This window comes from Mesorhizobium sp. B2-6-1, assembly GCF_006440475.1.
Classification (GTDB): Bacteria; Pseudomonadota; Alphaproteobacteria; order Rhizobiales; family Rhizobiaceae; genus Mesorhizobium.
Window position 1 is genome coordinate 1 of record NZ_VFUH01000009.1, and the last position, 26,310, is coordinate 26,310.

The 26,310-nt window shown below is 63.5% G+C and carries 29 protein-coding genes; 17 read left to right on the plus strand and 12 right to left on the minus strand.

Going from position 1 to position 26,310, the window contains the following annotated elements:
• Positions 1-249: 249 nt before the first annotated feature.
• Entirely contained in the window at positions 250-498 is a 249-nt protein-coding gene (locus tag FJ443_RS18690; RefSeq protein WP_224620106.1) for a DUF2934 domain-containing protein, read from the plus strand.
• A gap of 64 nt (positions 499-562) precedes the next feature.
• Here the strand turns inward: FJ443_RS18690 and FJ443_RS18695 are convergent, their stop codons facing one another.
• The gene (locus tag FJ443_RS18695) at positions 563-1,255 is read right to left on the minus strand and encodes a glutathione S-transferase family protein (RefSeq protein WP_140515470.1); all 693 of its coding nucleotides are present in this window, start codon (positions 1,253-1,255) and stop codon (positions 563-565) included.
• Positions 1,256-1,320: 65 nt separating this feature from the next.
• On the opposite strand from FJ443_RS18695, the gene FJ443_RS18700 reads away from it, so the two are divergent.
• The 4 genes from FJ443_RS18700 to FJ443_RS18715 all read left to right on the plus strand — a co-directional run bounded on the left by FJ443_RS18700 (position 1,321) and on the right by FJ443_RS18715 (position 6,939).
• Positions 1,321-1,833 carry a DinB family protein gene (locus FJ443_RS18700; RefSeq protein WP_140494383.1) on the plus strand — a complete coding sequence of 171 codons (513 nt, stop codon included), beginning with the start codon at positions 1,321-1,323 and terminating at the stop codon, positions 1,831-1,833.
• A gap of 320 nt (positions 1,834-2,153) precedes the next feature.
• Positions 2,154-2,603, plus strand: a complete 450-nt coding sequence (locus FJ443_RS18705; RefSeq protein WP_140494381.1) for a MucR family transcriptional regulator — start codon at positions 2,154-2,156, stop codon at positions 2,601-2,603.
• A 136-nt stretch (positions 2,604-2,739) separates the two neighbouring features.
• Positions 2,740-4,617, plus strand: coding sequence for an ABC-F family ATP-binding cassette domain-containing protein (locus FJ443_RS18710; protein ID WP_140494379.1), 1,878 nt, complete (start codon positions 2,740-2,742; stop codon positions 4,615-4,617).
• Positions 4,618-4,830: 213 nt separating this feature from the next.
• On the plus strand, positions 4,831-6,939 hold the full coding sequence (locus tag FJ443_RS18715; protein ID WP_140665328.1) for a molybdopterin oxidoreductase family protein: 2,109 nt from the start codon (positions 4,831-4,833) through the stop codon (positions 6,937-6,939).
• A 25-nt stretch (positions 6,940-6,964) separates the two neighbouring features.
• Here FJ443_RS18715 and FJ443_RS18720 read toward each other — a convergent pair whose 3' ends face one another.
• Together FJ443_RS18720 and FJ443_RS18725 are read right to left on the minus strand one after the other, a co-directional pair.
• Complete coding sequence (locus tag FJ443_RS18720; protein ID WP_140665331.1) at positions 6,965-8,089, minus strand: NAD(P)/FAD-dependent oxidoreductase; 1,125 nt, start codon at positions 8,087-8,089, stop codon at positions 6,965-6,967.
• A gap of 69 nt (positions 8,090-8,158) precedes the next feature.
• Positions 8,159-8,644, minus strand: a complete 486-nt coding sequence (locus FJ443_RS18725; protein WP_181165174.1) for an Lrp/AsnC family transcriptional regulator — start codon at positions 8,642-8,644, stop codon at positions 8,159-8,161.
• 96 nt (positions 8,645-8,740) lie between these two features.
• Between FJ443_RS18725 and FJ443_RS18730 the strand changes: the two genes are divergently transcribed.
• The 3 genes from FJ443_RS18730 to FJ443_RS18740 are packed head-to-tail and all read left to right on the plus strand — an operon-like array spanning position 8,741 to position 12,348.
• Entirely contained in the window at positions 8,741-9,949 is a 1,209-nt protein-coding gene (locus FJ443_RS18730; protein WP_140515473.1) for a diaminopropionate ammonia-lyase, read from the plus strand.
• Positions 9,946-11,172: a Zn-dependent hydrolase gene (locus FJ443_RS18735; protein ID WP_140656267.1), complete on the plus strand. Its 1,227-nt coding sequence runs from the start codon at positions 9,946-9,948 to the stop codon at positions 11,170-11,172. The genes FJ443_RS18730 and FJ443_RS18735 overlap by 4 nt, the downstream gene beginning before the upstream one ends.
• An 18-nt stretch (positions 11,173-11,190) precedes the next feature.
• Positions 11,191-12,348, plus strand: a complete 1,158-nt coding sequence (locus FJ443_RS18740) for a M20 aminoacylase family protein (protein WP_140665334.1) — start codon at positions 11,191-11,193, stop codon at positions 12,346-12,348.
• A 213-nt stretch (positions 12,349-12,561) separates the two neighbouring features.
• Here the strand turns inward: FJ443_RS18740 and FJ443_RS31200 are convergent, their stop codons facing one another.
• Entirely contained in the window at positions 12,562-12,702 is a 141-nt protein-coding gene (locus tag FJ443_RS31200; protein ID WP_181165131.1) for a hypothetical protein, read from the minus strand.
• Positions 12,703-12,812: 110 nt separating this feature from the next.
• Between FJ443_RS31200 and FJ443_RS31205 the strand changes: the two genes are divergently transcribed.
• The 6 genes from FJ443_RS31205 (at position 12,813) to FJ443_RS18765 (ending at position 17,339) form a co-directional block, all read left to right on the plus strand.
• Positions 12,813-12,986, plus strand: coding sequence for a hypothetical protein (locus tag FJ443_RS31205; protein ID WP_181165130.1), 174 nt, complete (start codon positions 12,813-12,815; stop codon positions 12,984-12,986).
• A gap of 69 nt (positions 12,987-13,055) precedes the next feature.
• On the plus strand, positions 13,056-15,149 hold the full coding sequence (locus tag FJ443_RS18745; protein WP_140494365.1) for an ATP-dependent helicase: 2,094 nt from the start codon (positions 13,056-13,058) through the stop codon (positions 15,147-15,149).
• Positions 15,150-15,157: 8 nt separating this feature from the next.
• Positions 15,158-15,931, plus strand: coding sequence for a 4-hydroxy-tetrahydrodipicolinate reductase (gene dapB / locus FJ443_RS18750; RefSeq protein ID WP_140665337.1), 774 nt, complete (start codon positions 15,158-15,160; stop codon positions 15,929-15,931).
• 503 nt (positions 15,932-16,434) lie between these two features.
• A complete protein-coding gene (locus FJ443_RS18755; RefSeq protein ID WP_140515477.1) occupies positions 16,435-16,638 on the plus strand; it encodes a DUF680 domain-containing protein in 204 nt (67 codons plus the stop codon).
• A 44-nt stretch (positions 16,639-16,682) separates the two neighbouring features.
• Complete coding sequence (locus tag FJ443_RS18760; RefSeq protein WP_140494359.1) at positions 16,683-16,910, plus strand: DUF680 domain-containing protein; 228 nt, start codon at positions 16,683-16,685, stop codon at positions 16,908-16,910.
• 189 nt (positions 16,911-17,099) lie between these two features.
• Positions 17,100-17,339, plus strand: a complete 240-nt coding sequence (locus tag FJ443_RS18765; protein WP_140584470.1) for a DUF680 domain-containing protein — start codon at positions 17,100-17,102, stop codon at positions 17,337-17,339.
• Positions 17,340-17,386: 47 nt separating this feature from the next.
• Here FJ443_RS18765 and FJ443_RS18770 read toward each other — a convergent pair whose 3' ends face one another.
• The 5 genes from FJ443_RS18770 to purM are packed head-to-tail and all read right to left on the minus strand — an operon-like array spanning position 17,387 to position 20,387.
• A complete protein-coding gene (locus tag FJ443_RS18770) occupies positions 17,387-17,896 on the minus strand; it encodes a histidine phosphatase family protein (RefSeq protein WP_140515478.1) in 510 nt (169 codons plus the stop codon).
• A gap of 51 nt (positions 17,897-17,947) precedes the next feature.
• Positions 17,948-18,289: a type II toxin-antitoxin system HicB family antitoxin gene (locus tag FJ443_RS18775; protein ID WP_140494354.1), complete on the minus strand. Its 342-nt coding sequence runs from the start codon at positions 18,287-18,289 to the stop codon at positions 17,948-17,950.
• Positions 18,286-18,540: a type II toxin-antitoxin system HicA family toxin gene (locus FJ443_RS18780; RefSeq protein WP_140558881.1), complete on the minus strand. Its 255-nt coding sequence runs from the start codon at positions 18,538-18,540 to the stop codon at positions 18,286-18,288. Before FJ443_RS18780 ends, FJ443_RS18775 begins: the two co-directional genes overlap by 4 nt.
• 60 nt (positions 18,541-18,600) lie before the next feature.
• A complete protein-coding gene (gene purN, locus FJ443_RS18785; protein ID WP_140665340.1) occupies positions 18,601-19,314 on the minus strand; it encodes a phosphoribosylglycinamide formyltransferase in 714 nt (237 codons plus the stop codon).
• Positions 19,311-20,387 carry a phosphoribosylformylglycinamidine cyclo-ligase gene (purM, locus tag FJ443_RS18790; protein ID WP_140494348.1) on the minus strand — a complete coding sequence of 359 codons (1,077 nt, stop codon included), beginning with the start codon at positions 20,385-20,387 and terminating at the stop codon, positions 19,311-19,313. The genes purN and purM overlap by 4 nt, the downstream gene beginning before the upstream one ends.
• A 172-nt stretch (positions 20,388-20,559) precedes the next feature.
• Here purM and FJ443_RS18795 point away from each other — a divergent pair, with 172 nt between their 5' ends.
• The 3 genes from FJ443_RS18795 to hdaA are packed head-to-tail and all read left to right on the plus strand — an operon-like array spanning position 20,560 to position 23,015.
• Positions 20,560-21,117, plus strand: coding sequence for a CDP-alcohol phosphatidyltransferase family protein (locus FJ443_RS18795; protein ID WP_140495033.1), 558 nt, complete (start codon positions 20,560-20,562; stop codon positions 21,115-21,117).
• Positions 21,089-22,276: an AI-2E family transporter gene (locus tag FJ443_RS18800; RefSeq protein WP_140494346.1), complete on the plus strand. Its 1,188-nt coding sequence runs from the start codon at positions 21,089-21,091 to the stop codon at positions 22,274-22,276. The genes FJ443_RS18795 and FJ443_RS18800 overlap by 29 nt, the downstream gene beginning before the upstream one ends.
• A 34-nt stretch (positions 22,277-22,310) precedes the next feature.
• Complete coding sequence (hdaA, locus tag FJ443_RS18805; protein WP_140515482.1) at positions 22,311-23,015, plus strand: DnaA regulatory inactivator HdaA; 705 nt, start codon at positions 22,311-22,313, stop codon at positions 23,013-23,015.
• A 395-nt stretch (positions 23,016-23,410) separates the two neighbouring features.
• Here hdaA and FJ443_RS18810 read toward each other — a convergent pair whose 3' ends face one another.
• Genes FJ443_RS18810 through FJ443_RS18820 form a run of 3 tightly spaced genes read right to left on the minus strand, consistent with a single transcriptional unit; the run spans position 23,411 to position 26,103 of the window.
• A complete protein-coding gene (locus tag FJ443_RS18810) occupies positions 23,411-24,421 on the minus strand; it encodes an ABC transporter substrate-binding protein (RefSeq protein ID WP_140665343.1) in 1,011 nt (336 codons plus the stop codon).
• A gap of 27 nt (positions 24,422-24,448) precedes the next feature.
• Positions 24,449-25,237, minus strand: a complete 789-nt coding sequence (locus tag FJ443_RS18815; RefSeq protein ID WP_140665345.1) for an ABC transporter permease — start codon at positions 25,235-25,237, stop codon at positions 24,449-24,451.
• Complete coding sequence (locus FJ443_RS18820) at positions 25,234-26,103, minus strand: ABC transporter ATP-binding protein (RefSeq protein ID WP_140494340.1); 870 nt, start codon at positions 26,101-26,103, stop codon at positions 25,234-25,236. The genes FJ443_RS18815 and FJ443_RS18820 overlap by 4 nt, the downstream gene beginning before the upstream one ends.
• Positions 26,104-26,310: the final 207 nt, after the last annotated feature.

A 26,310-nucleotide genomic window follows, 5' to 3' on the forward strand; every position in this document is an offset into this window, starting at 1 on the left:
TGAACCGCTTCGACGCCAAAACAGAAGCGGACAGATCATGTGCTACCAAACCGGACAACTTGATTAGCTACCGACAGAGGAAGTCGACAGAGGTGTCGACAGGGGAAGTCGACGCCATGCGCGTTTGCGTGCCGGGCCGATATCGGCGATGCCGCCAGCCCGAGATCGGACGGCTGCAATATTAGGCTTTGCTTGCTATAGTCACATGTCGGCGCCGCGCTGAGGTCGGCCCGGATGGAGACCATGACCATGACAGACGATCGCCAGGAGCGCATTCGCAGCCGCGCACATCATATCTGGCAGGAAGAAGGGCAACCGGCCGGACAGCATGAGCGCCATTGGCAACAGGCGACGGCCGACATCGACCAGGAGGACGCAGGGTCATCCGCGGTGAAGAAGCCAGCAAGAAAGGCGGCCGTCGCCAGCAAGGCAAAAACCGCGCCCAAAGAGGCCAAGACCGCCGCCAAGCCCGGCAAGCCAAAAAAGGCGGCCAAATAAGACCTGGCCATAGCGGAGCCGATGGCTCGTCGTTGGCCCTGCCGCAAGGTCAGGCGCTAAGGTTTCACGCGGCCGCCGCAACCGTCCGACCCAGCCCGCCATGCAGGTCGAGGCAGCGGGCGAACCACTGCGCCACGACATCGTGGTCGTCGAGCAATGGGTAGGGCGAGGCGATGCGTGCCCATTGCAGCGCGCCGAACACGATATAGTCGGCAAACAGGGGCGAATCTCCGCCTATGAATGGCTGATAGGCGAGCATCGAGCGCAGCGGCTCCAGCGAAGCCCTGAAATTGCCAAGCCCGGCGTCCCGCGCGGCCATCACCTCTTCCAGGCTCTTGCCCAGGCGCTGCTCCCGGCTCTGGCGGAAATAGGCGGCGTTCTCCGTATCCTGCATGGCATAAAGGTCCATGATCGCGGCGGTGGTCACATAGGGATGGATGGTCAGTTGCGACCAGCGCTCGATGAAGCGCGCCATGGCCTTGCCGCCTTCGCCGCCAAACAGCGACGGCCGGTCCGGATAGGTTTCGTCGAGATAAAGCGCGATGGCGAAGGAATCCGCGACGACCGTCTCGCCGTCGCGGATCACCGGCACGAGTTTCGATGCGCCGCCCTCGACGCGGGGCACTTCGAGAAAACGCGTCGGCACCGCGCTGATCTCCAGCCCCTTATGCGCCAGCGCCATCGTCGCCTTCCAGCAATGCGGGCTGAACGGGCGGGTGGCGTCGCGTCCGACGAGATCATAAAGCAGAATGGTCATTGGCGGCGGCTTCCTTGCGGTTTAGGTATCCCGCAACGCCTCGACACAGGCCGGCGGGAGAAAAGATGAAACGGCACTTCATGATGTTTGCGGCCTATAATCAATGGGCCAATGGCCGCATCTACGATGCCGCCGCCGATCTCGACGAAGAGGAATTCAATCGCGACGTCGGCGCTTTCTTCGGCTCGATGAAGGGCACGCTCAACCATCTCCTGGCCGCCGATCGCATCTGGATGAAGCGCTTTACCGGCGAGGGCGATGCGCCGACGGCGCTGGACGCCATACTGTACCAGGCGTTGCCGGGCCTGCGCATGGCGCGCGAGGCGGAGGACCGGCGGATCGTCGACTGGGTTGGCGGTTTGAGCGACAAGGCGCTGTCGGGCCGCTTTATATACATGACGGTATCGGACATGCGCACCGTCTCGCAACGGCTGGCTCCGGCGCTCGACCACGTCTTCAACCACCAGACCCACCACCGCGGCCAGGCCCATATGATCCTGACGGTTCTGGGCCGCCCTTCAGTGCAGCTCGATCTGGCGCATTTCCAGCGCACCGAGGAAGGGCGCGCATACGCCTGATTTCGGCCGCCGGCTGCGATAGAGCAGTTTTCACCGTTTCACGGAAACTGCGAACTGAGGGCCGAAAGACGTTGGAGCGCGTTATGACCGACGGCGCGTGTTTTACAGATATTGGCCTTCCAACCGGGCCGCCCAAGTCTGCCGACCCGAAAAATTAGCTTTTCTAGTTTGCACGGAGCCGATTTCCCTAAAAAATATTTGACTGCAAGTCTTGATTCGTTTTGAGATTTGCTGGTCCGTTTGGGGGACGCGGTTAAATAAATGCATCGACGAAATTCTTCTCTGGGGTAGATGATTTTGTCGCAAATAGGGTGAAAGATTTGTCAAATATCGAGGATAAGACCGTTATCGAGCTGACCGCTGACATTGTCTCGGCCTATGTCGGCAACAACCCGCTGCCGGTTTCCGGCCTGCCTGACCTGATTGCCAGCGTCAGTGCCTCGGTGCGAAAGCTCGGAGGTGCCGTTGTCGCGGAAAGCCCAAGCCTGGTTCCTGCGGTGAACCCGAAGAAGTCGGTTTTTCCCGACTACATCGTCTGCCTGGAAGACGGCAAGAAATTCAAGTCGCTCAAGCGGCACCTCAGGACGGACTATGGGCTGAGCCCGGATGAGTATCGCACCAAATGGGGCCTGCCGCCCGACTATCCGATGGTCGCTCCGAACTACTCAGCGACACGGTCAGCGCTGGCGAAGTCGACGGGACTTGGCCGCAAGCCGGCAGCGCCGGCCCCCGTGGCCAAGGCGACAAAGCGCGGCAAAGCCAGCGCCTGAGCGCGGCCGACCGCAGCCGGAAGCCTCTGAGCTGCGATGTTGACGGCGCCATTGCGCGCGCCGTTTTCATGCCTTGCGTGGCCAACCGGCCCGGAAGGTCTTGCGAAGCGCCGGTCTCCCGTGCAAAAGCGCGGCCATGCTTATCATCAACGACCTCTCGCTGCGCATGGCGGGGCGCTTGCTTCTCGACCATGCCTCGCTGACCTTGCCGGCCGGCACCAAGGCCGGACTTGTCGGCCGCAACGGTACCGGCAAGACCACGCTGTTCAAGGCCATAACAGGCGATTTCCCTTCCGAGACGGGCTCGATCAGCCTGCCGAAGAACACGCGGATCGGCCAGGTGGCGCAAGAAGCGCCCGGAACCGAGGAGCCGCTGATCGAGATCGTGCTCAAGGCCGACCTCGAGCGCACGGCGCTGCTCGAGGAGGAAAAGACGGCGACCGATCCGCACCGTATTGCCGACATCCATATGCGGCTGGCCGATATCGACGCGCATTCGGCCGAGTCGCGCGCCGCCACCATCCTGGCCGGTCTCGGCTTCGACGACGCCGCGCAGCGCCGCCCGGCCTCCTCGTTTTCCGGCGGTTGGCGCATGCGCGTGGCGCTCGCTGCCGTGCTGTTTTCCGAACCCGATCTTCTGCTGCTCGACGAGCCCACCAACTATCTCGATCTCGAAGGCACGCTGTGGCTCGAGAACTATGTTTCCAAATATCCGCACACGGTGCTGCTGATCTCGCACGATCGCGACCTGCTTAACCGCGCCGTCAACTCGATCGTCCATCTCGACCAGAAGAAGCTGACCTTCTGGCGCGGCGGCTACGATCAGTTCGAACGCCAGTACACCGAGCAGAAAGAACAGCAGGAAAAGGGCCGCATCAAGCAGGAAGCCGCCCGCAAGCATATGGAATCCTTCGTCGAGCGTTTTCGCGCAAAGGCATCCAAGGCAAGACAGGCTCAGTCCCGCATCAAGGCGCTTGAAAAGATGAAGCCGATCACGGCCATCGTGAACGACACGGTGCGGCCATTCTCTTTCCCGGAGCCGGTGAAGACGGTGGCCTCGCCGATCGTCGCGCTGAACAATGTCAATGTCGGCTATACACCCGGTGAGCCGATCCTGAAGAAGATGACCTTGCGCATCGATGCCGACGACCGCATCGCGCTGCTGGGCGCGAATGGCAACGGTAAGTCGACCTTCGCCAAGCTTCTGTCCGGCCGCCTGAAGCAGGAGACCGGCACCATGACCGTGGCGCCCGGGCTGAAGGTGGCGATCTTCGCACAGCACCAGCTCGACGATCTCAGGCCTGAGGAAAACGCCTACGAGCATGTTCGCAGGCTGATGCCGGAAGCGCCGGAATCGAAAGTGCGCGGCCGTGTCGCCCAGTTTGGGCTCACCACCGAAAAGATGAACACGGCGGCGAAAGACCTGTCCGGCGGCGAGAAGGCGCGGCTGTTGATGGGTCTGTCGGCCTTCGAGGGGCCGAACCTGTTCATCCTTGACGAGCCGACCAATCATCTCGACATCGACAGCCGCGAATCCTTGATCCATGCCCTGAACGAGTTCCCCGGCGCCGTCATCCTGATCTCGCACGACCGCCATCTCCTGGAAGCGACGGCGGACCGGCTGTGGCTGGTCAAGGATGGCGCGGTCAATCCCTATGACGGCGACCTCGAAGATTACAAGACGCTGGTCACCGGCGTGTCCGGCGACCGGCGCGAGCGGCGCGAGGCGGAAAAAGCCTCGAAGGCCGACCGCCGCCGCGAGGCGGCCCAGCGCCGCGCCGCCTTTGAGCCGCTGGCTAAGGAAATTCGCGCCACCGAAGCGCTGATGGACCGCATACGCAAGCGCATCGACGGCATCGAGGACGAACTGGCCAATCCGGCGATCTACGAAAAGGACCCGTCGACGGCGACAAGGCTGGCGAAGGAGCGATCGCAACTCGCCCAGACGCTCGCCGGCCACGAGGAAAAGTGGCTGACCATGTCGGCCGAATACGAGGAAGGCACGGCGGAGTAGGGAGAGCGCCGCTTCCTTCTCCTCTTGTGGGAGAAGGTGGCCTCGCGAAGCGAGGTCGGATGAGGGGTGTTCCAGGGAATGCCAACGCCTCATTCCGGCACGCACCCCTCAACCGTCTCGGCACTGCGCGCCGATCCACCTTCTCCCACAAGGGAGAAGGGAAGGCGCCATCTGGCCCTACACGCCTTGCCCGAAACCCGCTAAACAAACCCCATGAACCAGCACGCCAGCCTTCGCATCGGCCATTCGGCCTGTCCGCATGATTGCCCGTCGACCTGCGCGCTCGAGGTCGAGTTGCTTGACGGCAACCGCATCGGCCGCGTCCATGGTGCCAAGTCCAACAGCTATACGGCCGGCGTCGTCTGCGCCAAGGTTGCTCGTTACGCCGACCGCGTCCACCATCCCGACCGCTTGCTGAAGCCGCTGGTGCGCAAAGGCGCCAAGGGCGAGGGCGCCTGGCAGGAAATAAGTTGGGAGGCGGCGCTGGACCTCGTCGCCGAAAAGTTCATCGCGGCCGAGGAAAAATACGGCTCGGAGACGGTCTGGCCCTATTTCTATGCCGGCACGATGGGGCTGGTGCAGCGCGACGGCATCGAGCGGCTGCGGCATGCGAAGAGATATTCGGGCTTCTTCGGCTCGATCTGCACCAACCTGGCCTGGACCGGCTGGATGATGGGGGCGGGCGCGCTGCGCGGTCCCGACCCGCGCGAAATGGTCAAGTCCGATTGCGTGGTGATCTGGGGCACCAATGCCGTGGTGACCCAAGTCAACGTCATGACCCACGCCATCAAGGCACGCAAGGAGCGCGGTGCCAGGATCGTGGTCATCGACGTCTATGAGAACGCCACGATGAAGCAGGCCGATATGGGCCTTGTCCTGAAGCCTGGCACCGATGGCGCGCTGGCTTGCGCGGTTATGCATGTGCTGTTCAGGGAAGGCTTGGCTGACCGCGCCTATCTCGAGAAATACACCGATGACCCGAAAGGTCTGGAAGCGCATCTGCGCACACGCTCACCCGAATGGGCGGCCGCGATCACCGGATTGACTGTGGCCGAGATAGAGAGTTTTGCCCGTCTCGTCGGCACGACCAGGAAAACCTATTTCCGCCTCGGCTACGGCTTTGCCCGCCAGCGCAACGGCGCGGTCAACATGCATGCCGCCTCCTGCATCGCCGCCGTCACCGGCGCCTGGCAATATGAGGGCGGCGGCGCCTTCCATTCCAATTCCGGCATCTTCAAGCTCAACCAGGAGGTGCTGGAGGGCACGCGCATGCGCGATCCCTCGATCCGCTTTCTCGATCATTCGCGCATCGGCCCGGTGCTGACGGGGGCGCCGGATGCGCTCTATGGCGGGCCGCCGGTGACGGCGCTGCTCATCCAGAACACCAACCCGGCCAATGTCGCGCCCGAGCAGCGGCTGGTGAAGCAGGGTTTCTTGCGTGAGGATCTGTTCACCTGCGTGCACGAGCAGTTCATGACCGACACGGCCAAGCTCGCCGACGTCGTGCTGCCGGCAACGATGTTCGTCGAGCATGACGACATCTACAAGGGCGGCGGCAACCAGCACATCACGCTCGGCCCGAAACTGATCGAGCCGCCGGAAGGGCCGCGCACCAACCATTTCGTCATCGAGCAATTGGCTGAGCGCCTCGGAGTCGCCGACAGGCCGGGCTTCGGCCTCACCGAACAGCAGCATATCGATATCATCCTGGGCAAGCGCGGGTTGGGCAGCTTTGCCAGCCTGAAGGAGCAGAAATGGGTCGACCTGCAGCCGGATTTCGAAACCGCGCATTTCACCAAGGGCTTCGGCCATGCGGACGGCAAATTCCGCTTCCGCGCCGATTGGACCGGACAAGCCGCCCCCAATAGGCCGCCGAAAAGCATGGGCCTGTTCGGCCCGGTGGAGCAGTTGCCGCAATTTCCTGATCATGTCGACCTGATCGAGGTTGCCGACGAGGCGCATCCGTTCCGGCTGGCTACGTCGCCGGCACGCAACTTCCTCAACTCGACCTTTTCCGAAACGCCGGTGTCGAGGGCCAAGGAGGGCCGGCCGGAATTGCTCTTGCATCCCGACGATGCCGCCGCACACGGTTTGGCAGAGGGCGACCGTGTCGAACTCGGCAATGCGCGCGGCGAAGTGGTGTTGCATGCAAAGCTGTTCGACGGCATCAAGCGCGGCGTGGTGATTGCCGAAGGCATCTGGCCGAACAGCGCGCATGAGCGCGGCGAGGGCATCAACGTGCTGACTGGCGCCGACGCGCCCGCACCCTATGGCGGCGCGGCATTCCACGACAACAAGGTGTGGCTGCGCAAGGCGGGGTGATCGCCAGCTCACACCGGCAGGGCTTCTACGTCCTTTTTCTGTTCTGCCGGAGACGGATGTCGTCGGCGATCGCCTGGGCTTCGATTCCGATTTCGCGCAGCAGGCCGGTGACCGAATTGTGGAAGCCGACGAGATAAAGACCGAGTTCCGAAGCGCGCGCATTGACGCCGCTGGCGCCAGGCTCGACGCCGGGCTGGAGGAATTTGGCATAGGCTGGGCGGTAGCCGGTGGCGAAGATGATCGCGTCGAAGTCGCTGTGCCGACCATCGACGAAACGGGCGCCGCCCTCTGATATCTCGGCAATGTCGGGCGCGACCTTGATCGCGCCTTCGCGGATCTTACCGATGGTGCCGACATCGATCACCGGGATGCGCGACGCCAGGGATATCTGCTCCAGCAATCCCTGCTTGGGCCGTTTGAGCCCATATTTCTCCAGCCTGCCCAACACCAGATCGAGGATGATAGGAAAGACGGCGTCATTGACGCGTCGCGGCCCCAGGCGCGTCGCCATGCCGACGACCTGGATGGGCACCCCGAGCAGTTCGCGCGGCACGATATGGACGCCGCCGCGCACGGAGATCGTCGGATGCGCGCCGCCTTCTGCCAGGTCGAGCGCGATCTCGGCGCCGGTGTTGCCCATGCCGATGACCAGCACCGACTGGCCGGCAAACGGCGTGTTGTTGCGGTAATCCGCGCTGTGCAGACTTTTGCCCTTGAAACTGCCGGCGCCGGCGAATGCCGGCATCAGCGGCTCGGCATTGTATCCCGAGGCAATCACCACATGGGAAGCGCGTACGGTGCCTGATGTCGCTTCGACGCCCCAGCTTCTGCCCTGCCGGCGGATCGCACGCACCGCTTCTCCAAAGCGGGGCCGCAGATCGAAGCGTTGCGCATAGGTATCGAGGTATTCGACGAACAGATCACGTGGCACATAGCGCGGATAATGCCTGGGGAAGGGCACGAAGGGCAGGGATGAATAGCGCTTGGTCGTGTGCAGGTGGACGCGCTCGTAGTGGCGCCGCCAGGCGGGAGCGGGCTGCTGCTCTTTTTCAAGCAGGATGAAGTCGACCCCGGCCTGCCGCAGGCACGCGGCAACGGCCAGGCCCGCCGGCCCGGCACCGATGATCGCAACCGGGGTGGTGTCGTGCAAGCGCGCCTCCCGCCGCTAATTCGCGATGCGGAGAATGGCGAAAGCATGCCAGACATGCAACCTGATCGCTCATCCCGGCAGCGGCACCGTCAGGCCGACCTTGACGCGGTCCATGGCCACGAAGGTGCGGAATTTGCGGACATTGTTGCTGTTGAAGAACAGGCGCCGCGTCAGCGCCTCATAGGCGCTCATGTCGGCCACCGTGATGGCCAGGATGAAGTCGGCCTCGCCTGTCACATAGTAGCACTGCTGGACTTCCGGCGCCGCCAGGAATTGCCGCTTGGCCGCGTCGATCAGTTCGGTGCGTTCGCTTTCGAGTTCGACCTCGACGAAGATGGTGATGGGCTGGCCGACCGCCGCCGGTTCGATGACCGCGACATTGGCCGCGATGACGCCGGTCTGTTGCATGCGCTTGATACGGCGCTGCACCGCCGGCGCCGACAGGTTCACGGCCTCGCCGATCAGTCGCTGCGGCGTCGTGTTGTCCTTCTGCAGCACGGCGAGAATGGCGAGGTCGAAACTGTCGAGCGAGGCTGGCAAAGCGGGCAATGGCATGTCCTGAAGAAACAAACTTGCATTTCGGCACCTTGAATACAGCGCTTTTTGCGCCTGCCTTGCAATATAGTCTCGTCGTCAGCCAAGGAGGCCTTGATGTTCCTGCTCAACCGCAATGCCTTGCACGGCAGCCCACTCGATCCGGTCGACGCCGAAACGCTCGGGGTTGCGGGGGCCGACGCGGCCGAGCGTTTCCTGTCCCATCGCGACAATCATCAGGAGACGCCGCTGCATGCGCTGCCGGCGCTGGCCTCCGAACTGGGCATTGGCGCCATCCACCTCAAGGATGAGGGTTTTCGCCTCGGCCTCGGTAGCTTCAAGGCGCTTGGGGGCGCTTATGCCGTCGTTCATCTGGTGCTGGAGGAAGCCGGCCGCCGGCTTGGCAGGCCGCTCGGCATCGCCGATCTCGATCAGCCCGATGTCAGGGCGGTCGCCGCCACCATGACGATGGCTTGCGCGACCGACGGCAATCACGGCCGCTCGGTGGCACAGGGCGCGCGGCTTGTCGGCGCGAGGGCGGCGATCTTCGTCCATGCCGGCGTCAGCGACGAGCGCATCACGGCTATCGCCCGCTACGGCGCCGAGATGATCCGCGTCGACGGCAACTACGATGATTCGGTCAGGCAAGCCGCACGCGTCGCGGCGGACAAGGGCTGGACCGTCGTGTCCGATACGTCGTGGCCGGGCTATGAGCGCATTCCAGGCCTCGTCATGCAAGGCTACACCGCGATCATGCGCGAGGCGCTGCGCCAGCTCGGCGAACCGCCCACCCACGTCTTCGTCCAGGCCGGGGTCGGCGGCATTGCCGCTGCCGTGGCTGGCCATCTCGCCATCGTGCTCGGTGATGCCAGGCCGGTCTTCACCGTGGTCGAGCCCGCACGTGCCGCTTGTATCTTGGGCGCCGCCAGGGCTGGCCATCCTGTCAAGATCGCGCATGGCGAAGCGACTGTCATGGCGATGCTCGAATGCTACGAGGCGTCGCCTGTCGCCTGGCGCGTGCTGGCGCGTGCCGCCGATGCCTTCATGACCGTCGACGAGGAGGATGCGGTCGCTGTGATGCGGAGGCTTGCGCGGCCGGCCGGCGGCGATCCGGCCATCGTTGCCGGCGAAAGCGGCGGGGTCGGCCTGGCCGGACTGATCCGGGCGCTGGCCGACAACAAGGCCGAACTCGGCCTCGACCGGCTCTCGCGGGTGCTGGTCGTCAACACCGAAGGCGCAACCGATCCCAGGCGTTATGCCGAACTCGTCGGCGTGGCCGCCGCGGACGTGCTTGCGGGCAAGGTACTTTCTGGAGCAACGCCATGATCTCGGTCGACGCGCGGCGGCTGCTTGGCCGTATTCGGGACCTCGGCGCCATCGGCCGCGACGGCGAGGGCCGGCTGGTGCGGCTTGCCGCCTCGGACGCCGACCGGCAGGGCCGCGACCGCTTCGTCGGCTGGTTGCGCGAGGCGGGGCTCGAAGTCGCCATCGACCGCATGGGCAATATCTTCGGCATCTGGCGGACGCCTGGGAATGCCGGGCAGGCGCCGATCCTGATAGGCTCGCATATCGATACGGTCATAGATGCCGGCATTTATGACGGCTGCTACGGCGTGCTGGCTGGGCTGGAGGCAATCGAGACACTGAAGGCGTCAGGCTTTGTCCTGTCGCGCCCGTTGGCCGTCGCCGCCTTCACCAATGAGGAAGGCGTGCGCTATTCCCCCGACATGATGGGCTCGCTGGTTCATGCCGGCGGTGTTGCGATCGACGAGGCGCTGGCGGCCGTGGGGACCGACGGCAGCGTGCTCGGGCAGGAACTGGCGCGCATCGGCTATGCCGGCGACGAGCAGCCGGGCTTCCTCAAGCCGCATACCTATCTCGAACTGCATATCGAGCAGGGCCCGGTGCTGGAGCGCGAAGGCGTGCCGATCGGCGCGGTGGAAAACCTGCAAGGCATCTCCTGGCAGCGCATCACCATCGACGGGGTCGCCAACCATGCCGGCACCACGCCGATGTCGATGCGCAGCGACGCCGGCCATGCGGCCGCCCGTGTCGTCGCCTTCCTGCACGATCGTGCCAAGGCTTCGAACACGCCGACCGTCGCCACCGTCGGCACGATGCTTTTCGAGCCCAACGCCATCAACGTCATTCCCTCGCGAGCGGTCTTCACCATCGACCTGCGCGATCCTTTCGAGCACCGGCTGCAGGCGGAGGAAGCAGCACTCGCCGCTCACCTCGAAGAACTCGCCGCCGCCGAAGGCGTGACGATCTCGGTCGAGCGGCTGGCGCGCTTCGAGCCGGTGATCTTCGACAGCCGCATCGTGGAGCTGATCGAGGCCGCTGCCATCAGTCGCGGGCTGGTTTCGAAGCGCATGACGTCCGGCGCCGGCCATGATGCGCAGATGATGGCGCGTATCGCACCTGCCGCGATGATCTTCGTGCCGAGCGCCGGCGGCATCAGCCATAATCCGCGCGAATACACCGAGGATACCGAGCTCGTCGCCGGCGCCAACATTCTGCTCGATGTCGTCACCCGACTTGCAACCTAGTTTGAGAGGGGCGGAGAAATGGCCAAAATCGATCTCGATGCCTTGAAGCAGGAGATGACCGGCTGGCGGCGCGATCTGCATGCCCATCCGGAATTCGGGTTCGAGGAAAAGCGCACCGCGGCCTTCGTCGCTGCCAAACTGCGCGAATTCGGCCTCGACGATGTGACCGAGGGCGTCGGCGGCACCGGCGTCGTCGGCACGCTGAAGCGCGGCAGCGGCAACAGGGCGATCGCGCTCAGGGCCGATATGGATGCCCTGCGCATCACCGAGCAATCGGCTGTGGCCTATGGCTCGCAAAATCCCGGAATCATGCACGCCTGCGGCCATGACGGCCACACCACCATGCTGCTCGGCGCGGCGAAGCTGCTGGCCGGGGAGGGCGGGTTCAACGGCACGGTGCGCTTCATCTTTCAGCCGGCCGAGGAGTGGGGCAGGGGCGCGCTGGCCATGCTCGACGATGGGTTGATGCGCCGCTTTCCCTTCGATGAGATTTTCGGCCTGCACAATCTGCCCGGATTGCCGATTGGCCGTTTCGAAACCCGCTCCGGCCCGATGATGTCGGCCGAGGATATCTTCGAGATTGTTCTGAGAGGCCGCGGCGGCCACGCTGCCGGGCCGCAGGACGGCCGGGAGACACTGGTCGCCGCTTGCGCGCTGGTCACCAATCTGCAAACCATCGTCTCGCGCCGGCTGAGCCCGGCCGACATATCGGTGGTCTCGGTAACCGAGCTGATCACCGACGGCACCCGCAACGCGCTGCCCGGCCTTGCCCGTATCCTGGGAGACGCCCGCAGCTTTCGCCCCGAGGTCAGCGCCGAGATCGAGAAGCAGATGCGCACCATCGCCGCCGGCACCGCCGCCGCCTACAACGTCACCGCCGAGGTCGCCTACAGCAGGGAATTCGTGCCGCTGCACAACGACGCCGAATTGGTCGACGAGGCCTTTGCAGCCGCCGGAAACGTGTTCGCGCCCGAAGGCGTCGCCGTCGCCCGCGAGCCGATGACCGGCTCTGAGGATTTTGCCCGTTTCCTCGCTCACGTGCCCGGTTGCTTCGTCTTCCTCGGCAATGGCGACACGGCGCCGCTGCACAATCCGAGCTACGACTTCAACGATGACGGCCTGCTGTTCGGCACGAATTTCCATGCCGCGGTCGTCAGACGGCGATTGGGAGCATGAACGGCGCGGTCGTTCCGGAATTTGGCGGGAAGCCAAAGGGGTGGAATCCCCATGACGCTACGGCAAGACTCAGCTAACATCCATATTGCGGCGGACCTGATATCCGCCTGGCCGGCGCTATCAGGCACCTCCCAAGCGGCGCCGGCCGTCCTTTCCAGGCTGTGCTTTGTGCTGTCCCGCCGTGGTCCGCGGCGTTGCTGCACGCATGTCAACTCATTTGCCGGTCTTATCGGCTACAGGATTGCCGTCGGCGTGCGGGTTTTCCGCTGCCGGAGCCTTGGTTGGCGGGACGTTGTTGTCGCAGGCCGACACGGCCAGAACGATCAGCAGAAGGCCTAGGGAGAGCTTCTTCATCGCTACCTCCTCTCGTCTGACAACGAGACGACTTCCGTTTGGTTGCGACGATCAAGCCGAGGAACAAAAGCTCATGTCTCCGGTTGGATCAGGCAAAGGAGGACTGCTGGATGATCCGTCTGCTCTTGGCCTGCACCATCGCCTTCGTCACTTACCGCCTCGCGCGCAAGCTGATCGAGGACGTACCCGACACCGTAGATCCCCTGTTGCTGCCAGTCCCGAAGAATGATCGGGAGACATTGCGCAGGCAGTCGGCAGCGATGGGTGTCGATCCGGAACGCTGACCTGTCGACCCTGAGCTCGCCGCGCCGCTTCCTTGTTGCGAACAAAGCGGAAACGATGCTTGATGGGCGATGAACCTTGCCGCTCATGATTCGACATTTCGGGAACCGACCGACCAGCCTGCTTATCTCGCAAGGCTGAACGATGCCCAACGCCAGGCTGTCGAGCATGGCGACGGCAGGATCGCCGGACCGCTGCTGGTCATTGCCGGCGCCGGCTCGGGCAAGACCAACACGCTGGCGCATCGCGTAGCCCATCTCATCGTCAAGGGCGCTGATCCGCGCCGCATCCTGCTGATGACGTTTTCACGCCGCGCCGCCTCCGAAATGGCCCGGCGCGTCGAGCGCATCGCCGGCGAGGTGCTCGGCCGTGACGCCTCGATCGTCACTGACGCGCTGACCTGGGCCGGCACCTTCCATGGCATCGGTGCACGGCTGCTGCGCGATTACGCGCAGGAGATCGGCCTCGATCCGGCGTTCACCATCCACGATCGCGAGGATTCGGCCGACCTGATGAACCTGGTGCGCCACGAACTCGGCTTCTCGAAGACGGAAGCGCGCTTTCCCACCAAGGGCACCTGCCTTGCCATCTATTCGCGCGCCGTCAACGCGCAGGCGCCGCTCGGCGAGGTGCTGGGCTCCGCCTTTCCATGGTGCGCCGGATGGGCCGAACAGCTGAAGCAGCTGTTCGCCGGCTATGTCGAGGCCAAGCAGGCGCAGAACGTGCTCGATTACGATGACCTGCTGCTCTACTGGGCACAGATGACCGCGGAACCGGAGATAGCGACGCATCTGGGCGGGCGCTTCGACCATGTGCTGGTCGACGAATACCAGGATACCAACCGGCTGCAGGCCTCGATCCTCATGGCGCTCAAACCCGATGGCGCCGGGCTGACGGTGGTCGGCGACGATGCGCAATCGATCTATTCGTTCCGCGCCGCCGAGGTGCGCAATATCCTGGACTTCCCAAACCAATTCGCGCAGGCCGCCGATGTGGTGATGCTGGAGCGCAACTACCGCTCGACCGAAACCATTTTGGCCGCCGCCAATGCGGTGATCGGCGAGGCCTCGGAACGCTTCACCAAAAATCTGTGGTCGGAACGCAAATCCGCCGCCAAGCCGAGGCTGGTGACTGTACGCGACGAGGTCGAACAGGCCAATTTCGTCTGCGAGGCCATCCTGGCCGAGCGCGAGGCCGGCACGGCGCTGAAATCGCAGGCGGTGCTGTTTCGCGCCTCGCACCACAGCGGGCCGCTGGAAATCGAGCTGACGCGGCGCAACATTCCCTTCGTCAAGTTCGGTGGGCTGAAATTCCTCGATGCCGCTCATGTCAAGGATGTGCTGGCGGTGCTGCGCTTTGCCGAAAACCCGCGCGACCGCGTCGCCGGATTTCGCGTGCTGCAGCTTTTGCCGGGCATCGGCCCCTCGGCCGCGGCGCAGGTCGTGGAGACGATGACATCGGCGCTGGACGAGGCGATGGGCCTTGCCGGCTGGCGGCCGCCGCAGCGCGCGGCGGATGACTGGCCGGGCTTCGTCTCGCTCTACTCCGGCCTGCGTGCCGGCGCCAAATGGCCGGCCGATCTCGAACAGGTCAGGCTCTGGTACGAGCCGCATCTCGAGCGCATCCACGAGGACGCAACCACGCGCCGGGCCGACCTTCTGCAGCTCGAGCAGATCGGATCCGGCTACGCTTCGCGCGAACGGTTCCTGACCGAGCTGACGCTCGATCCGCCGGACGCGACCAGCGACCAGGCCGGGCCGCCGCACCGCGACGAGGATTATTTGATCCTGTCGACCATCCACTCGGCCAAGGGCCAGGAGTGGAAGAACGTGTTTGTGCTCAACACCGTCGATGGCTGCATTCCGGCCGATCTCGGCGTTGGTACCAGGGAAGATATCGAGGAGGAGCGCCGGCTGCTTTACGTGGCGATGACAAGGGCCAAGGACAGCCTCAACCTGGTCATGCCGCAGCGCTTCTTTGCGCATGGCCAGGCGGCGCGCGGCGACCGCCATGTCTATGCCTCGCGCACGCGCTTCATCCCGGCCTCCCTCCTTGCGGCATTCGAACAGACGGTATGGCCGGCAGCGCAAGCAGCGCCGGGCAGGGCGCCCCGGCCGGAGATACGCGTCGACATTGGCGCGCGCATGCGCGGCATGTGGAAATAGCCGCGGCGATGGCGCCAGTCAGGATCGCAATTGCCGGTGCGCTCGGCCGCATGGGGCGCCAGATGGCGGACGCCGTGCAGGCCGACTCGCGGCTGGCGCTTACTGCCCGCTTTCATCGACCGGGCATTGCCGGCGATGGCCTGGTCAGCCGCGACGAGGCGCTCGGCCTGGCCGATGTGGTCGTCGATTTCACCACGCCGGCGGCATCGGCCGATCTGGCGAGAGCCTGCGCCGGCCGTCGCGGGCCTGCCATGGTCATTGGCTCGACCGGTTTCGATGACGCTGAATTGGCAGCCATCGCCGATGCCGCGAAAACCGTTGTCATCGTACGCTCCGGGAGCTTTTCGCTTGGGCTGAACATGCTGGTCGGATTGGTCGAGCAGGCGGCGAGAGCGCTCGGTCCCGCGGACTGGGATGCAGAGATTTTAGAGGCGCATCACCGCCACAAGATCGATGCGCCATCGGGCACCGCCCTGATGCTCGGCCAAGCCATTGCCGACGGACGCGGCGTCGAACTCAATGCGATGGCGAGGCGTGTTCGCAACGGTGTCACCGGTGCGCGGCCTGCCGGCGAGATCGGCTTCGCGATGCTGCGCGGCGGCAGCATCGTCGGCGAGCACAGCGTCAGCTTCTGCACCGGGGGCGAGATCGTCACCCTGTCGCATGCGGCCGAGGACCGCGTCATGTTCGCCCGTGGCGCCATCGCCGCAGCCCTCTGGGTGGCCGGGCGACCGCCCGGTGAATACGGTATGCGCGACGTCCTTGGCTTTGGCGCTTCTTGACGGGCCAGAACCCGCCGCTTTCCATTTCTCCAGTCGGCAAAATGACTGAAAGCTTGCGCCTGCCGCGACCGGAGGCGAAGCCTCCGCGTGGAGAATGCGGCGCCTCTTGGCGCGTCCTTCAGCCCGTTTGCAAGCGACAATGTCGACCCAGCCGCAAAGCAAACGCCCGGATGCGGCCACTTGCGCGGGCCTTACGTAGATAAGACCGAACCGTTCGGTTCGATTTATGTTGACGGACCGTACATCAAACGGTGAACGTACGCTCTGCGCAAACGGGTGGGCTCAATGGAGTTTTCTCAATAAACCGTTGGTTCAACAAGATAAAATTGTGGCAGCCAGCGATGTCGTTTCAATTTCAAGGGCCGTCCCACAGCTTTTTTGGCACATTTTCGTGACTGGAAACGACAACACCGCAGACCCATCACGGGGTGGTCCGAGCGACGCGAAATCCTCCCAAGGGCACGCCACTAGACGGACAGAACAAACATACTGGAGTAACCAAAATGACCAAGATCGCTCTTACCGCCGCCGCCATCCTCGTTGCCACGGGCACCGCTTTCGCCGGCAGCGACAATTATGGTTCGGCCAACGCCAATCAGCCCGCCGCCGCTGTCGACCATTCCGTCACCGCTTCGACCTCGAAGACGAACGGAACCGTCCAGGCCCCGGCTTCGCAGGGCGCCGACCGCAACCTTTTCGGCCGCTAATCGCGACTGCCGACATCAACCAACTTGAACTCAGGAGTAAAGAAATGACCAAGATCGCTCTTACCGCCGCCGCCATTCTCATTGCCACGGGCAGCGCCTTTGCCGGCAGCGACAATTATGGTTCCAACAATGTCAACCAGCCGGTTGCCAACCAGTCGACCTCCAACATCGACACCACGCATACCGGCTCGATCACCAAGTCCATAAAGGCGCAGGGCGACGCGAATGCCAACGTGCCGGCTCAGTCTGGCCAGGGCATCTGGGGCCGTTGATTCTGTAAGTCTTCGACCACAAAGAGCGGTGGGCCTGGCCCGCCGCTCTTGTTTTTTGCGCATGACCAATCCTCCAAGCTCGGCAGAAACAATCCGAGCCCAGGAATAAAACAGGAGTGCCTGGGGTCTTGTCCTTAGCGGAACCGTCCTCCCAAGACGCCGCCTAACGGATGAATCCAGGAGATTGAAATGAACAAGATCGCCCTCGCCACCGCCGCCATCCTCGTTGCGACCGGCAGCGCCTTTGCCGGCAGCGACCATTATGGCTCCGACAATGCCAACCAGCCCGTCGCCCCGATGGGGGGCGTGGACCACCTTGTCACCGGCGCGCTCAAGGATACGGGCATGGCCGGCCACGAGACAGGCGATGCCAAGACGAAGCCCACTACCGACTGGCCCGAACCCGGCCAGGGCATCTGGGGCAACTAGCGGCCCGGGCGCGCAGTGGCCCTGGTTGCCCGCTCAACCCTGGATTTCTAGCGCAGATCCTTCAGACGCAGGCAATGCGTCAGCCGCGCGGACGACAGGTTGGACCAGTCGCCCTGGAAAACGAGGCGCGCAAAGGCTGCCGTTGGAAATTTTCCTTCGAGCCTCCTGCGCGCCTTGGCCTCTGACCCTGGCCCGGCAAGCTGTTTCGCCAGATATTGCAGACCGGGATTGTGGCCGACGACCAGCAAGCTGTCGTTCGACGGATCGGCTTGACGAATCTGGCTCAGAATATCCGTCGCTGAGGCTTCATAAAGCGCCTCGGAGAACGCGACTCGTGGATGCGCTGGCAACTCCGCGTCCACCAGCCGCCAGGTCTCACGGGTGCGCAGCGCCGGCGATACCAGCGCCTGGTCCGGCAGCCACCCGCGCGTCGCGAGTTCGCGCCCTATCAATTGGGCCGCCTTCAATCCGCGTTCGGCGAGCGGCCGGTCGAAATCGGGGAGGTTGGGATCGTCCCAACTCGACTTGGCGTGGCGCAGCACAAACAACTGTTTCACGATACTCCCGGTCGAATGGCGGATGCAGATGGAGGCAGGACAGCTGCTGGTTCAGGCAATTTGCTTTTCGGCGGCCTCGCGCAAGACTTCTTCTCCCCACTGGTTCAGGCTCTTGCCTGCGAGTTCCGCTGCCATTGCGACTTTTGAATGAACCGAGGGGTCAACGCGCAACATGAGATTGCCGGAATAAGGTCTTTGCGGCGACTTACCGATTTTCGCGCAAGTTTCGACATAGTCGTCCACGGCTTCATGGAAGGCGGCTTTTAGCCCCGCGACAGTTTCTGAATGGAAGGATACGCCGTCTCGAATACCGGCAATACGGCCGAAGAAAATCTCGTCATCGTCATCATAATCAACACGGGCCGAATAGCCCTTGTAGGTCATCGCATTCATGGCTTCACTCCGATCCTCGACAAGAATTGGCGAGCATCCCGTACTTGATATCGCTTTGCTTCCTTTGAAGGGTGTGGCCGGTGGAACGTCTCGACTTCGCTCTTAAAGACAAAACGCACGCGTGAGCCGCTTCCTTCGATCACCTGGCAACCAACGGCGACCAGCAAGGTTTCGACGGCAATCCATTCGATACTGCCCGAAACTGGATCGGTGAATATCGCCTTGAGCACGCGTCTATGCTTGCTGTTCATGCAAGCATGAGATAGGCGAGTGCGCCAAAGTTTGCAATCAAATTATGACTGCAAAAATGCCTACGGCGTGATCCGCGCCAATTGCTCGAAATCGATTTCCTCGCGCAGCGGGCTCGGTGCAATGATCATCGAGGTTGCATTGTCGGCATCGTCGGCGAAGCGGGCAAACACGGTGCGGCCCTTTTCCATCCGGGCCTTGCCCTCGGCGACCAGCCCCAGCGCCAGCGGATAGAGCTGGTGTTCGACCTTGAGCACCCGTGCGGCCAGCATGTCGGCATTGTCGCCGACCATTACCGGCACCGCCGCCTGTGCGATGATCGGGCCGTCATCCATCTCGGACATGACGAAATGCACCGTGCAGCCATGAATGCGCATGCCCGCCGCCAGCGCGCGCGCATGTGTGTCGAGCCCCTTGAAGGCCGGCAACAGCGCGGGGTGGATGTTGATCATGCGGCCTTGCCATTTCTGGACGAGGCCGGTCGTCAAAATGCGCATGTAGCCGGCCAGCGCCACGATCTCGGCGTTGAAGGCCGTGAGCGCGGCATCGATCGCGGCGTCATGCGCCTGCTTGCTGGCATGGTCGGCCCGGGAAATCACCTGGGTGGCGATGCCGCGCGCCCTCGCCATGCCGAGGCCGGCGGCGTCCGCCTTGTCGGAGATAACGCCGACGATTTCGGCGGGGAAAGCCGGGTCGCTGGCGGCGGCGATCAGCGCCGTCATGTTGGAACCGCGCCCCGAGATCAGAACGACAGTGCGTTTCTTCTGCGCACTCATAGACCGATCGAACCCCGATAGATGACGCCGGCGTCGCGGCGCGGCACGATCCGGCCGATCGGCGTCACCGTCTCGCCGGCTTCCTGCAAGACGGCAGCGACCTGCGCCGCCTGGCCGGACGCCACCGCCAGGATCATGCCGATGCCGCAGTTGAAGGTGCGCATCATCTCTTCGGGCGCCACACCGCCGGTTTTGGCCAGCCATGAGAACACAGGCGGCACGTCGATGGCGTCGAGATCGAGCTCGGCCGAGAACTCCTTCGGCAGAACGCGCGGAATGTTTTCGGGGAAGCCGCCGCCGGTGATATGGGCCAGCGCCTTGATGCCGTGCGTGTTGCGGATCGCCTTCAGGATCGATTTCACATAGATCCGGGTCGGCTCGAGCAGCGCCTCGGCCAATGTGGCCTCGTCATTGAAGGGAGCCGGATCGGTCCATGCCAGGCCGCTGGTCGCAACGATGCGGCGCACCAGCGAAAAGCCGTTCGAATGCAGGCCCGACGAACCCAGCCCCAGCAGCACGTCGCCCTCGACGATGTCGTCGGTGGGCAGAAGCTGGCCGCGCTCGGCCGCGCCCACGGCAAAACCGGCAAGGTCATAGTCCTTGCCGTGATACATGCCCGGCATTTCCGCCGTCTCGCCGCCGATCAGCGCGCAGCCGGCCTGCCGGCAGCCCGCGGCGATGCCGCCGACGATCGCCGCACCCTGGTCCGGATCGAGCTTGCCGGTGGCGAAATAGTCGAGGAAGAACAGTGGTTCGGCACCCTGCACGACGATGTCGTTGACGCACATGGCGACGAGGTCGATGCCGATCGTGTCGTGCTTGCCGGCGTCGATGGCGATCTTCAGCTTGGTGCCGACGCCGTCATTTGCAGCGACCAGCACCGGGTCGGTAAAGCCGGCGGCCTTGAGGTCGAACAAGCCGCCGAAACCGCCGATCTCGCCATCGGCGCCCGGCCGGCGCGTCGCCTTGACCAGCGGTTTGATCTTCTCGACCATGAGATTGCCGGCATCGATGTCGACGCCAGCCTCGGCATAGGTGAGCCCGTTCTTACGCTTGACTGTATCGCGCTTCATATCTGGCTTGTCGCTGTTTCCTTTGCGGCTCTTCGCATGAACGGTTTCGGTCCGCAAGGAAAACGGCGCTGAAACTGCCGCTCCCCACCAGGGGAAGCTCGGCAGCTTCTCTCTTGCGCCCATCCCCCATCTCCATCATCTATCGTTCAGACAGAAGCGACGGGACATGCGCTTGACCATCCCCAACCTGATCACAATCATGCGCCTTGTCCTGGTGCCTGCCGTGGTGCTGGCCATGCTCCAGGCGCGCTGGGATTGGGCCTTTGCCGGGTTCCTCGTTGCCGGCATCTCGGACGGCGTCGACGGCTTCATCGCCCGCCGGTTCAACCAGCATTCCAAGCTCGGCGCCTATCTCGATCCGGTAGCCGACAAGCTGCTTCTGGTTTCCGTGTTCGTCGTGCTGGGCTTCATCGGGCAATTGCCGCTGTGGCTGGTCGTCACCATGGTGTCGCGCGACGCGCTGATCATTTGCGCGGTGCTGTTGTCCACCGTGATGGCCCACCCCGTCGAGATGAAGCCGCTCCTCGTCTCCAAGGTCAACACCGCCATCCAGATTGTACTGGCGGCGCTGGTGCTGGGTGAGCTTGCTTTTTCGATCCATCTCGATCCACTTCGTCCCGCCCTCATAATGCTGTCCGGGGTCTTGACCGTGGCTTCGGCCGCAGCCTATCTCGTGGCTTGGCTGAGGCATATGAGCGGCTATGGCGAAGGCTCCACCCCGGGCACCTGACAAAGAAGCTGCGGCGAGCGCGCCGGCGGCCGCCGGTGATGATCCATCCGCCGGATTCCGCCGGCAGATCTTCTTCTGGCTTGCCGGCGTAGCCGCGCTCGCGCTTTTCCTCTATGTTTTCAGCGCCATCCTCTTGCCCTTCGTGGCCGGCATGGTGCTCGCCTATTTCCTCGATCCCGTGGCCGACCGGCTGCAGCGGCTCGGCCTCAGCCGTTTCATGGCAACGGTGGTCATCCTCATCACCTTCCTTGTCGTGCTGGTGCTGGCCTTTGTCATCCTCATCCCGGTGCTGGCGACGCAGATGGCCGATTTTGCCGGCAAGTTGCCTGAGTACCTGACGCGGCTGCAGAGCCTGATCACCTCGTTCGATCCGAAATGGCTGGAACAGAAATTCGGCGTCAACGCCAATGGCCTGCGCGACGGATTGAACTCACTGCTGACATCCGGCTTCGGTCTGCTGACGACCGTGTTCACCTCGATATGGAGTTCGGGCGTGGCGCTGGTCTCGGTGATCAGCCTGTTCGTGGTGACGCCGGTGGTCGCCTTCTACATGCTGCTCGACTGGGACCGCATGGTGGCGGTGATCGACAGCTGGGTGCCGCGGGACAATGTCGCCACGGTGCGCGCCATCGCCAGGGACATCAACACGGCAACGGCCGGCTTCGTGCGCGGGCAGGGCACGCTGTGCCTGGTGCTGGGCGCCATGTATGCCACTGGCCTGACGCTAACCGGTCTCAATTTCGGCATCCTCATCGGCCTGTTCGCCGGGCTGATCTCCTTCATCCCCTATGTCGGCTCGCTGACCGGACTGGTGCTGGCCGTCGGCGTTGCCTTCGTCCAGTTCTGGCCGGACTGGACCATGGTCGTAGCGGTCGCGGTGGTGTTCTTCATCGGCCAGTTCATCGAGGGCAATATCTTGCAGCCGCGGCTGGTCGGCAAAAGCGTCGGCTTGCATCCGGTGTGGCTGATGTTCGCGCTGTTTGCCTTCGGCGCGCTGTTTGGCTTCGTCGGCCTGCTGATTGCGGTGCCTGCATCGGCCGCGGTCGCGGTGCTGGTGCGCTTTGCCATTGCGCGTTATCTGGAATCGCCGCTCTACAAGGGTCACGGCAAGGCCGTGCCGCCATTGCCGGCCGATCGTCGCAAAGGCATCAATCCATGATCCGGCCTGGCCGGGTCGCGCGGCTGAGCCTGGCATGAGCGACCAGAGGGCCGACCCGCCGCGCCAGCTGCCGCTCGATCTCGGCCATGGCACCGGCTATTCGCGAGACGAACTCGTCGTCTCCGGCACCAACAACCAGGCAGTGGCGCTGGTCGACCGCTGGCCGGACTGGCCCTCGCCGGTGGTCGTGCTCGCCGGTCCGGCCGGTTCCGGCAAGACCCATCTGGCCTCGATCTGGCGGGCACGGGCGGATGCCGTTCAGGTCGACGCGCACCGCGTTGGCGACAGCATTGTAAATCTCGGTGCCCGGCCGGCGCTGATCGACGACGTCGATACCGGCACAGTCGACCAGCAGGGGCTGTTTCATCTGATCAATGCGGTACGCGGCAGCGGCTCGCATTTGCTTTTGACGGCGCGCCGCTTTCCCTCGGCCTGGGGCGTCACGCTGCCGGATCTGGCGTCGCGGCTGAAGGCTGCGGCAACCGTCGAGATCCACGAACCCGACGATCTCCTGCTGGCAGGTGTCATCACCAAGCTGTTCGCCGACCGACAGGTCGAGGTCGAGCCGCATGTCGTGCAATATCTGGTGCGCCGCATCGAGCGCTCCCTGGCGACGGCCATGCGCGTGGTAGAGCGGCTGGACCGCGCCGCGCTCGAACGCAAGACGCCGATCACCCGGGCGCTGGCGGCTGAAACCGTCAGCGCCATGGACGAGGGGCAGGGCGAGTTCGAGGTTTAGGGCGCGATTGTCGGCCGGCCAGCAAATGGTGGTTCCATGTCCCTTTAACCGTCCCATTTCGGGAAACAAAGCTGGCACCGATCTTGCGATACAAGCTTGCCGGCTGACCCCGGTCCTGATTGCGTTCCAAATCAGGTTGTAGGCTCGCCGGGAGTGGGGCGGTTGGGGTTCTCGCCCGGCGAGCTTACCTTCATGTGACTTCAGTCACCCTCACTATTGCTGCGCGTTCGGCTTGCCCGCGCAATGCCAAGCTAGGTGAGAGAAGAACGGGTATTCGTCAATTGACGGATACCCAAAATGGCGACGAGGCCACAGAGTCGCTGAAATGCCGGCGCTCGGTGAACTCTGTGGCTGAGGCGAACGAGCCATATGCCCGCTGCTTGACGTTGATCTCGTCAGTTGGCCTTCTTCGCCTTGTTCACATAGTCGTTCGTGTACGTCTGCGTGATATCGATCTTGGCGTTGGCCACATCAGGCGAACCGAGAGAGAAAACGTCGAGCACGGCCTGCGCGCCTTTTGGATCCATGAGCCCGGTGGTCGAATACATGGGGATCGCATTTTTCAACGCGGCCAGATAGGCGTCCTTGTCGCTGCCGATCAGATTGTCGGGAATCTGGGCCATGATCTCTTCGGCGCTGTGGGAGCGAATGTAATCCAGCGTGGCAAGCATGGCATTGGTCAATCCCTGCGTTGCTTGGGGATGCGCGGCCATCCATTCCGGCCGGGTGTAAAGCGCTCCGCCGGGATAGTCGCCTCCGAATACCGCCTCGGTATCCTTCTGGGTGCGCGTGTCCGCCAGGATGGTCAGGTCCTTATGCCTGGCCTGAAGCACGGTGACGGCCGGATCGAGCGTCACCACGGCGTCGATCTGCCCTTGCTCCATGGCGGCGACGGCGGTAGCGCCCAGCCCAACGCCGATCACGGCGGCGGATGTCGGGTCGATGCCGTTCTTCTGCAGAAGGAACTTCAGGAAGAAGTCGGTCGAGGAACCGGGAGCGGTCACGCCGACCTTTTTGCCAGCAAGGTCCTTCACTGACTTGATCTTGCCGGTCTGGCCCGGCGCCACCGCCAGCACCAGTCCCGGGAACTGGTCGTAAACGACGAAGGATTGCAGGCGCTGGTTCTTGGCGGCCAATTTCACCGTGTGATCGAAATAGCCGGACACCACATCCGCGCTGCCACCCAATACTGCGGTCAGCGATTGAGAACCGCCCTTGAAATCGACGAGGTCTGCATCGATGCCGGCTTTTTCGTAAGCGCCGATCTGTTTGGCGAGCACGGTCGGCATATAGCAGAGGCATGACGCTCCGCCGATCGAAATGGTGACCTTTTCGGCGGCCCCCGCGTCTGTGGCCACCGCGAGCAATACGACGGCGGCGGCCGCCAGTTTCGAAATGATCCTCATGATCTCCTCCTTGAGCTGGATTGGGCCCTATCGGCCTGGTTTCGAGAATTCAGGCCGCCAGACAAGCAGCCGCTTTTCGACCAGCGTGACGATCCAGTCGATCAAGAGCACAAAAGCGGCGAGGACGAACATTCCGGCAAAGACGCCCGCTACGTCGAAAACGCCTTCGGCCTGCTGTATCAGATAGCCTAGTCCCCCGGCCGCACCGAGATATTCGCCGACCACGGCGCCGACCACGGCAAATCCGACGGAGATATGGAGCGATGAAAACACCCAGGACAATGCCGATGGCATATAGACGTGGCGCAGCAATTGCCGTTCGTTCATGCCGAGCATTCGGGCATTGGCCAGCACCGTCGTGTTCACCTCCTTCACGCCCTGGTAGACATTGAAGAAGACGATGAAGAAAACCAGCGTCACGCCCAAGGCAACCTTGGACCAGATGCCGAGGCCAAACCAAAGCGTGAAGATCGGCGCCAGCACGACGCGGGGAAGCGCATTGGCCGCCTTTACATAGGGATCGAAGACGGCCGCAAGTCTTGGCTTGCGGGCAAACCAGAAGCCGATCGCGATCGCTGCCAGCGAGCCGATGGCGAAGGCCAGCATGGACTCCCACAGCGTGATCCACAGATGATGCCAGATCGTCCCGGTGGCAAACCACTTCCATATCTGGCCTGCCACCGCCAACGGGGTCGAGAAGAAGAAGGAAATATTGTTCGGATCGCCGATCAGGTGCGTCGTCGACGCTGCCTGCCAGAGCGCGATGACGATGACGGCCACGGTTAGCTGTGCGAAAAGCAGCGTCGTCCTTTTCATCGGATCGCTCCTTCTTCAATCTCGCCGTAAGCCTTGAGCACTTCCTTCTTCAGCATGTGCCAGATGTCGCGATGCAATTCCTGGAAGCGCGGTTCCAGCCTGATTTCCGAAATATCGCGTGGACGCGCCAGCGGGATTGGAAAGTCGCCGATGATGCGTGCCGAGGGACCGGCTGACATCACCACCACGCGATCAGCCAGCGCGATTGCTTCCTCGAGGTCGTGGGTGACGAACATCACCGCCTTGCGGTCGTCCGACCACAGCTTGAGCAAAAGGCCGCCCATGATCAGCCGCGTCTGTGCGTCGAGCGGTCCGAAGGGTTCGTCCATGAGGATGATCTTGGGGTCGCGGATCAGCACCTGCGCAAGAGCAACGCGCTTTTTCTGGCCGCCTGAAAGCATGTGAGGGTAGCGCTCGCAGAAAGCAGCCAGGCCGACGCGTCCGAGCCATGCTCGCGCGCGTTCCTTTGCTTCGGAAGAGGGCACGCCTGCCACTTCCAGCCCGATGGCCACATTGTCCAGAGCGGTCTTCCAGGGCATCAATGCATCCTGCTGGAAGAGGTAGCCAGCCTGTCTGTTGAGACCGCGAAGCGGGGCGCCGAACACACGGACGCTGCCTGCCGAAGGCTCGAGAAGCCCTGCGCCGGCATTCAGCAGCGTTGACTTGCCGCAGCCCGTCGGCCCAATGATCGCCACGAATTCCTGGTCGCCGACTTTCAGATCGGCGCGGGCGACCGCCTGGAAGCTTCGCCCGGCCGCCAATGCGAAATCTATGGTCACTCCATCGAGATCGACCGCGATCCCGGTTCCGGCTGGCGGCTGTCTGAATTTTGTCTCCGTGCCGCCCGTGGCGGTTTCCGTCGTCATGCCGAATGCCGCCCTGCGCCGAGACGGGTGGGTGTCCAACTGTCGCTCATGGTTCCTCCGTGAGGCTTTAGCGGAGACCGTCGATGTCCGATGGGCATCTGTCGCCCCACACCGTGCCGTGTTCCGGCTCACAATAGTCGATGCGGTGGAGCAGGCAACTTTGCCGTCCGCGGCTTTTTGTTGCGACCGTGACATGCAGCAGCAAAG

Bases quoted from the DNA above. Each gene is read 5' to 3' on its own strand.
- FJ443_RS18690 (WP_224620106.1), top strand. From the start codon at position 250: ATGACAGACGATCGCCAGGAGCGCATTCGCAGCCGCGCACATCATATC.
- FJ443_RS18695 (WP_140515470.1), bottom strand. From the start codon at position 1,255: ATGACCATTCTGCTTTATGATCTCGTCGGACGCGACGCCACCCGCCCG.
- FJ443_RS18700 (WP_140494383.1), top strand. From the start codon at position 1,321: ATGAAACGGCACTTCATGATGTTTGCGGCCTATAATCAATGGGCCAAT.
- FJ443_RS18710 (WP_140494379.1), top strand. From the start codon at position 2,740: ATGCTTATCATCAACGACCTCTCGCTGCGCATGGCGGGGCGCTTGCTT.
- FJ443_RS18715 (WP_140665328.1), top strand. From the start codon at position 4,831: ATGAACCAGCACGCCAGCCTTCGCATCGGCCATTCGGCCTGTCCGCAT.
- FJ443_RS18725 (WP_181165174.1), bottom strand. From the start codon at position 8,644: ATGCCATTGCCCGCTTTGCCAGCCTCGCTCGACAGTTTCGACCTCGCC.
- FJ443_RS18730 (WP_140515473.1), top strand. From the start codon at position 8,741: ATGTTCCTGCTCAACCGCAATGCCTTGCACGGCAGCCCACTCGATCCG.
- FJ443_RS18735 (WP_140656267.1), top strand. From the start codon at position 9,946: ATGATCTCGGTCGACGCGCGGCGGCTGCTTGGCCGTATTCGGGACCTC.
- FJ443_RS18740 (WP_140665334.1), top strand. From the start codon at position 11,191: ATGGCCAAAATCGATCTCGATGCCTTGAAGCAGGAGATGACCGGCTGG.
- FJ443_RS31200 (WP_181165131.1), bottom strand. From the start codon at position 12,702: ATGAAGAAGCTCTCCCTAGGCCTTCTGCTGATCGTTCTGGCCGTGTCG.
- FJ443_RS31205 (WP_181165130.1), top strand. From the start codon at position 12,813: ATGATCCGTCTGCTCTTGGCCTGCACCATCGCCTTCGTCACTTACCGC.
- FJ443_RS18745 (WP_140494365.1), top strand. From the start codon at position 13,056: ATGAACCTTGCCGCTCATGATTCGACATTTCGGGAACCGACCGACCAG.
- dapB (WP_140665337.1), top strand. From the start codon at position 15,158: ATGGCGCCAGTCAGGATCGCAATTGCCGGTGCGCTCGGCCGCATGGGG.
- FJ443_RS18755 (WP_140515477.1), top strand. From the start codon at position 16,435: ATGACCAAGATCGCTCTTACCGCCGCCGCCATCCTCGTTGCCACGGGC.
- FJ443_RS18760 (WP_140494359.1), top strand. From the start codon at position 16,683: ATGACCAAGATCGCTCTTACCGCCGCCGCCATTCTCATTGCCACGGGC.
- FJ443_RS18765 (WP_140584470.1), top strand. From the start codon at position 17,100: ATGAACAAGATCGCCCTCGCCACCGCCGCCATCCTCGTTGCGACCGGC.
- FJ443_RS18775 (WP_140494354.1), bottom strand. From the start codon at position 18,289: ATGAATGCGATGACCTACAAGGGCTATTCGGCCCGTGTTGATTATGAT.
- FJ443_RS18780 (WP_140558881.1), bottom strand. From the start codon at position 18,540: ATGAACAGCAAGCATAGACGCGTGCTCAAGGCGATATTCACCGATCCA.
- purN (WP_140665340.1), bottom strand. From the start codon at position 19,314: ATGAGTGCGCAGAAGAAACGCACTGTCGTTCTGATCTCGGGGCGCGGT.
- purM (WP_140494348.1), bottom strand. From the start codon at position 20,387: ATGAAGCGCGATACAGTCAAGCGTAAGAACGGGCTCACCTATGCCGAG.
- FJ443_RS18800 (WP_140494346.1), top strand. From the start codon at position 21,089: ATGGCGAAGGCTCCACCCCGGGCACCTGACAAAGAAGCTGCGGCGAGC.
- hdaA (WP_140515482.1), top strand. From the start codon at position 22,311: ATGAGCGACCAGAGGGCCGACCCGCCGCGCCAGCTGCCGCTCGATCTC.
- FJ443_RS18810 (WP_140665343.1), bottom strand. From the start codon at position 24,421: ATGAGGATCATTTCGAAACTGGCGGCCGCCGCCGTCGTATTGCTCGCG.
- FJ443_RS18815 (WP_140665345.1), bottom strand. From the start codon at position 25,237: ATGAAAAGGACGACGCTGCTTTTCGCACAGCTAACCGTGGCCGTCATC.
- FJ443_RS18820 (WP_140494340.1), bottom strand. From the start codon at position 26,103: ATGACGACGGAAACCGCCACGGGCGGCACGGAGACAAAATTCAGACAG.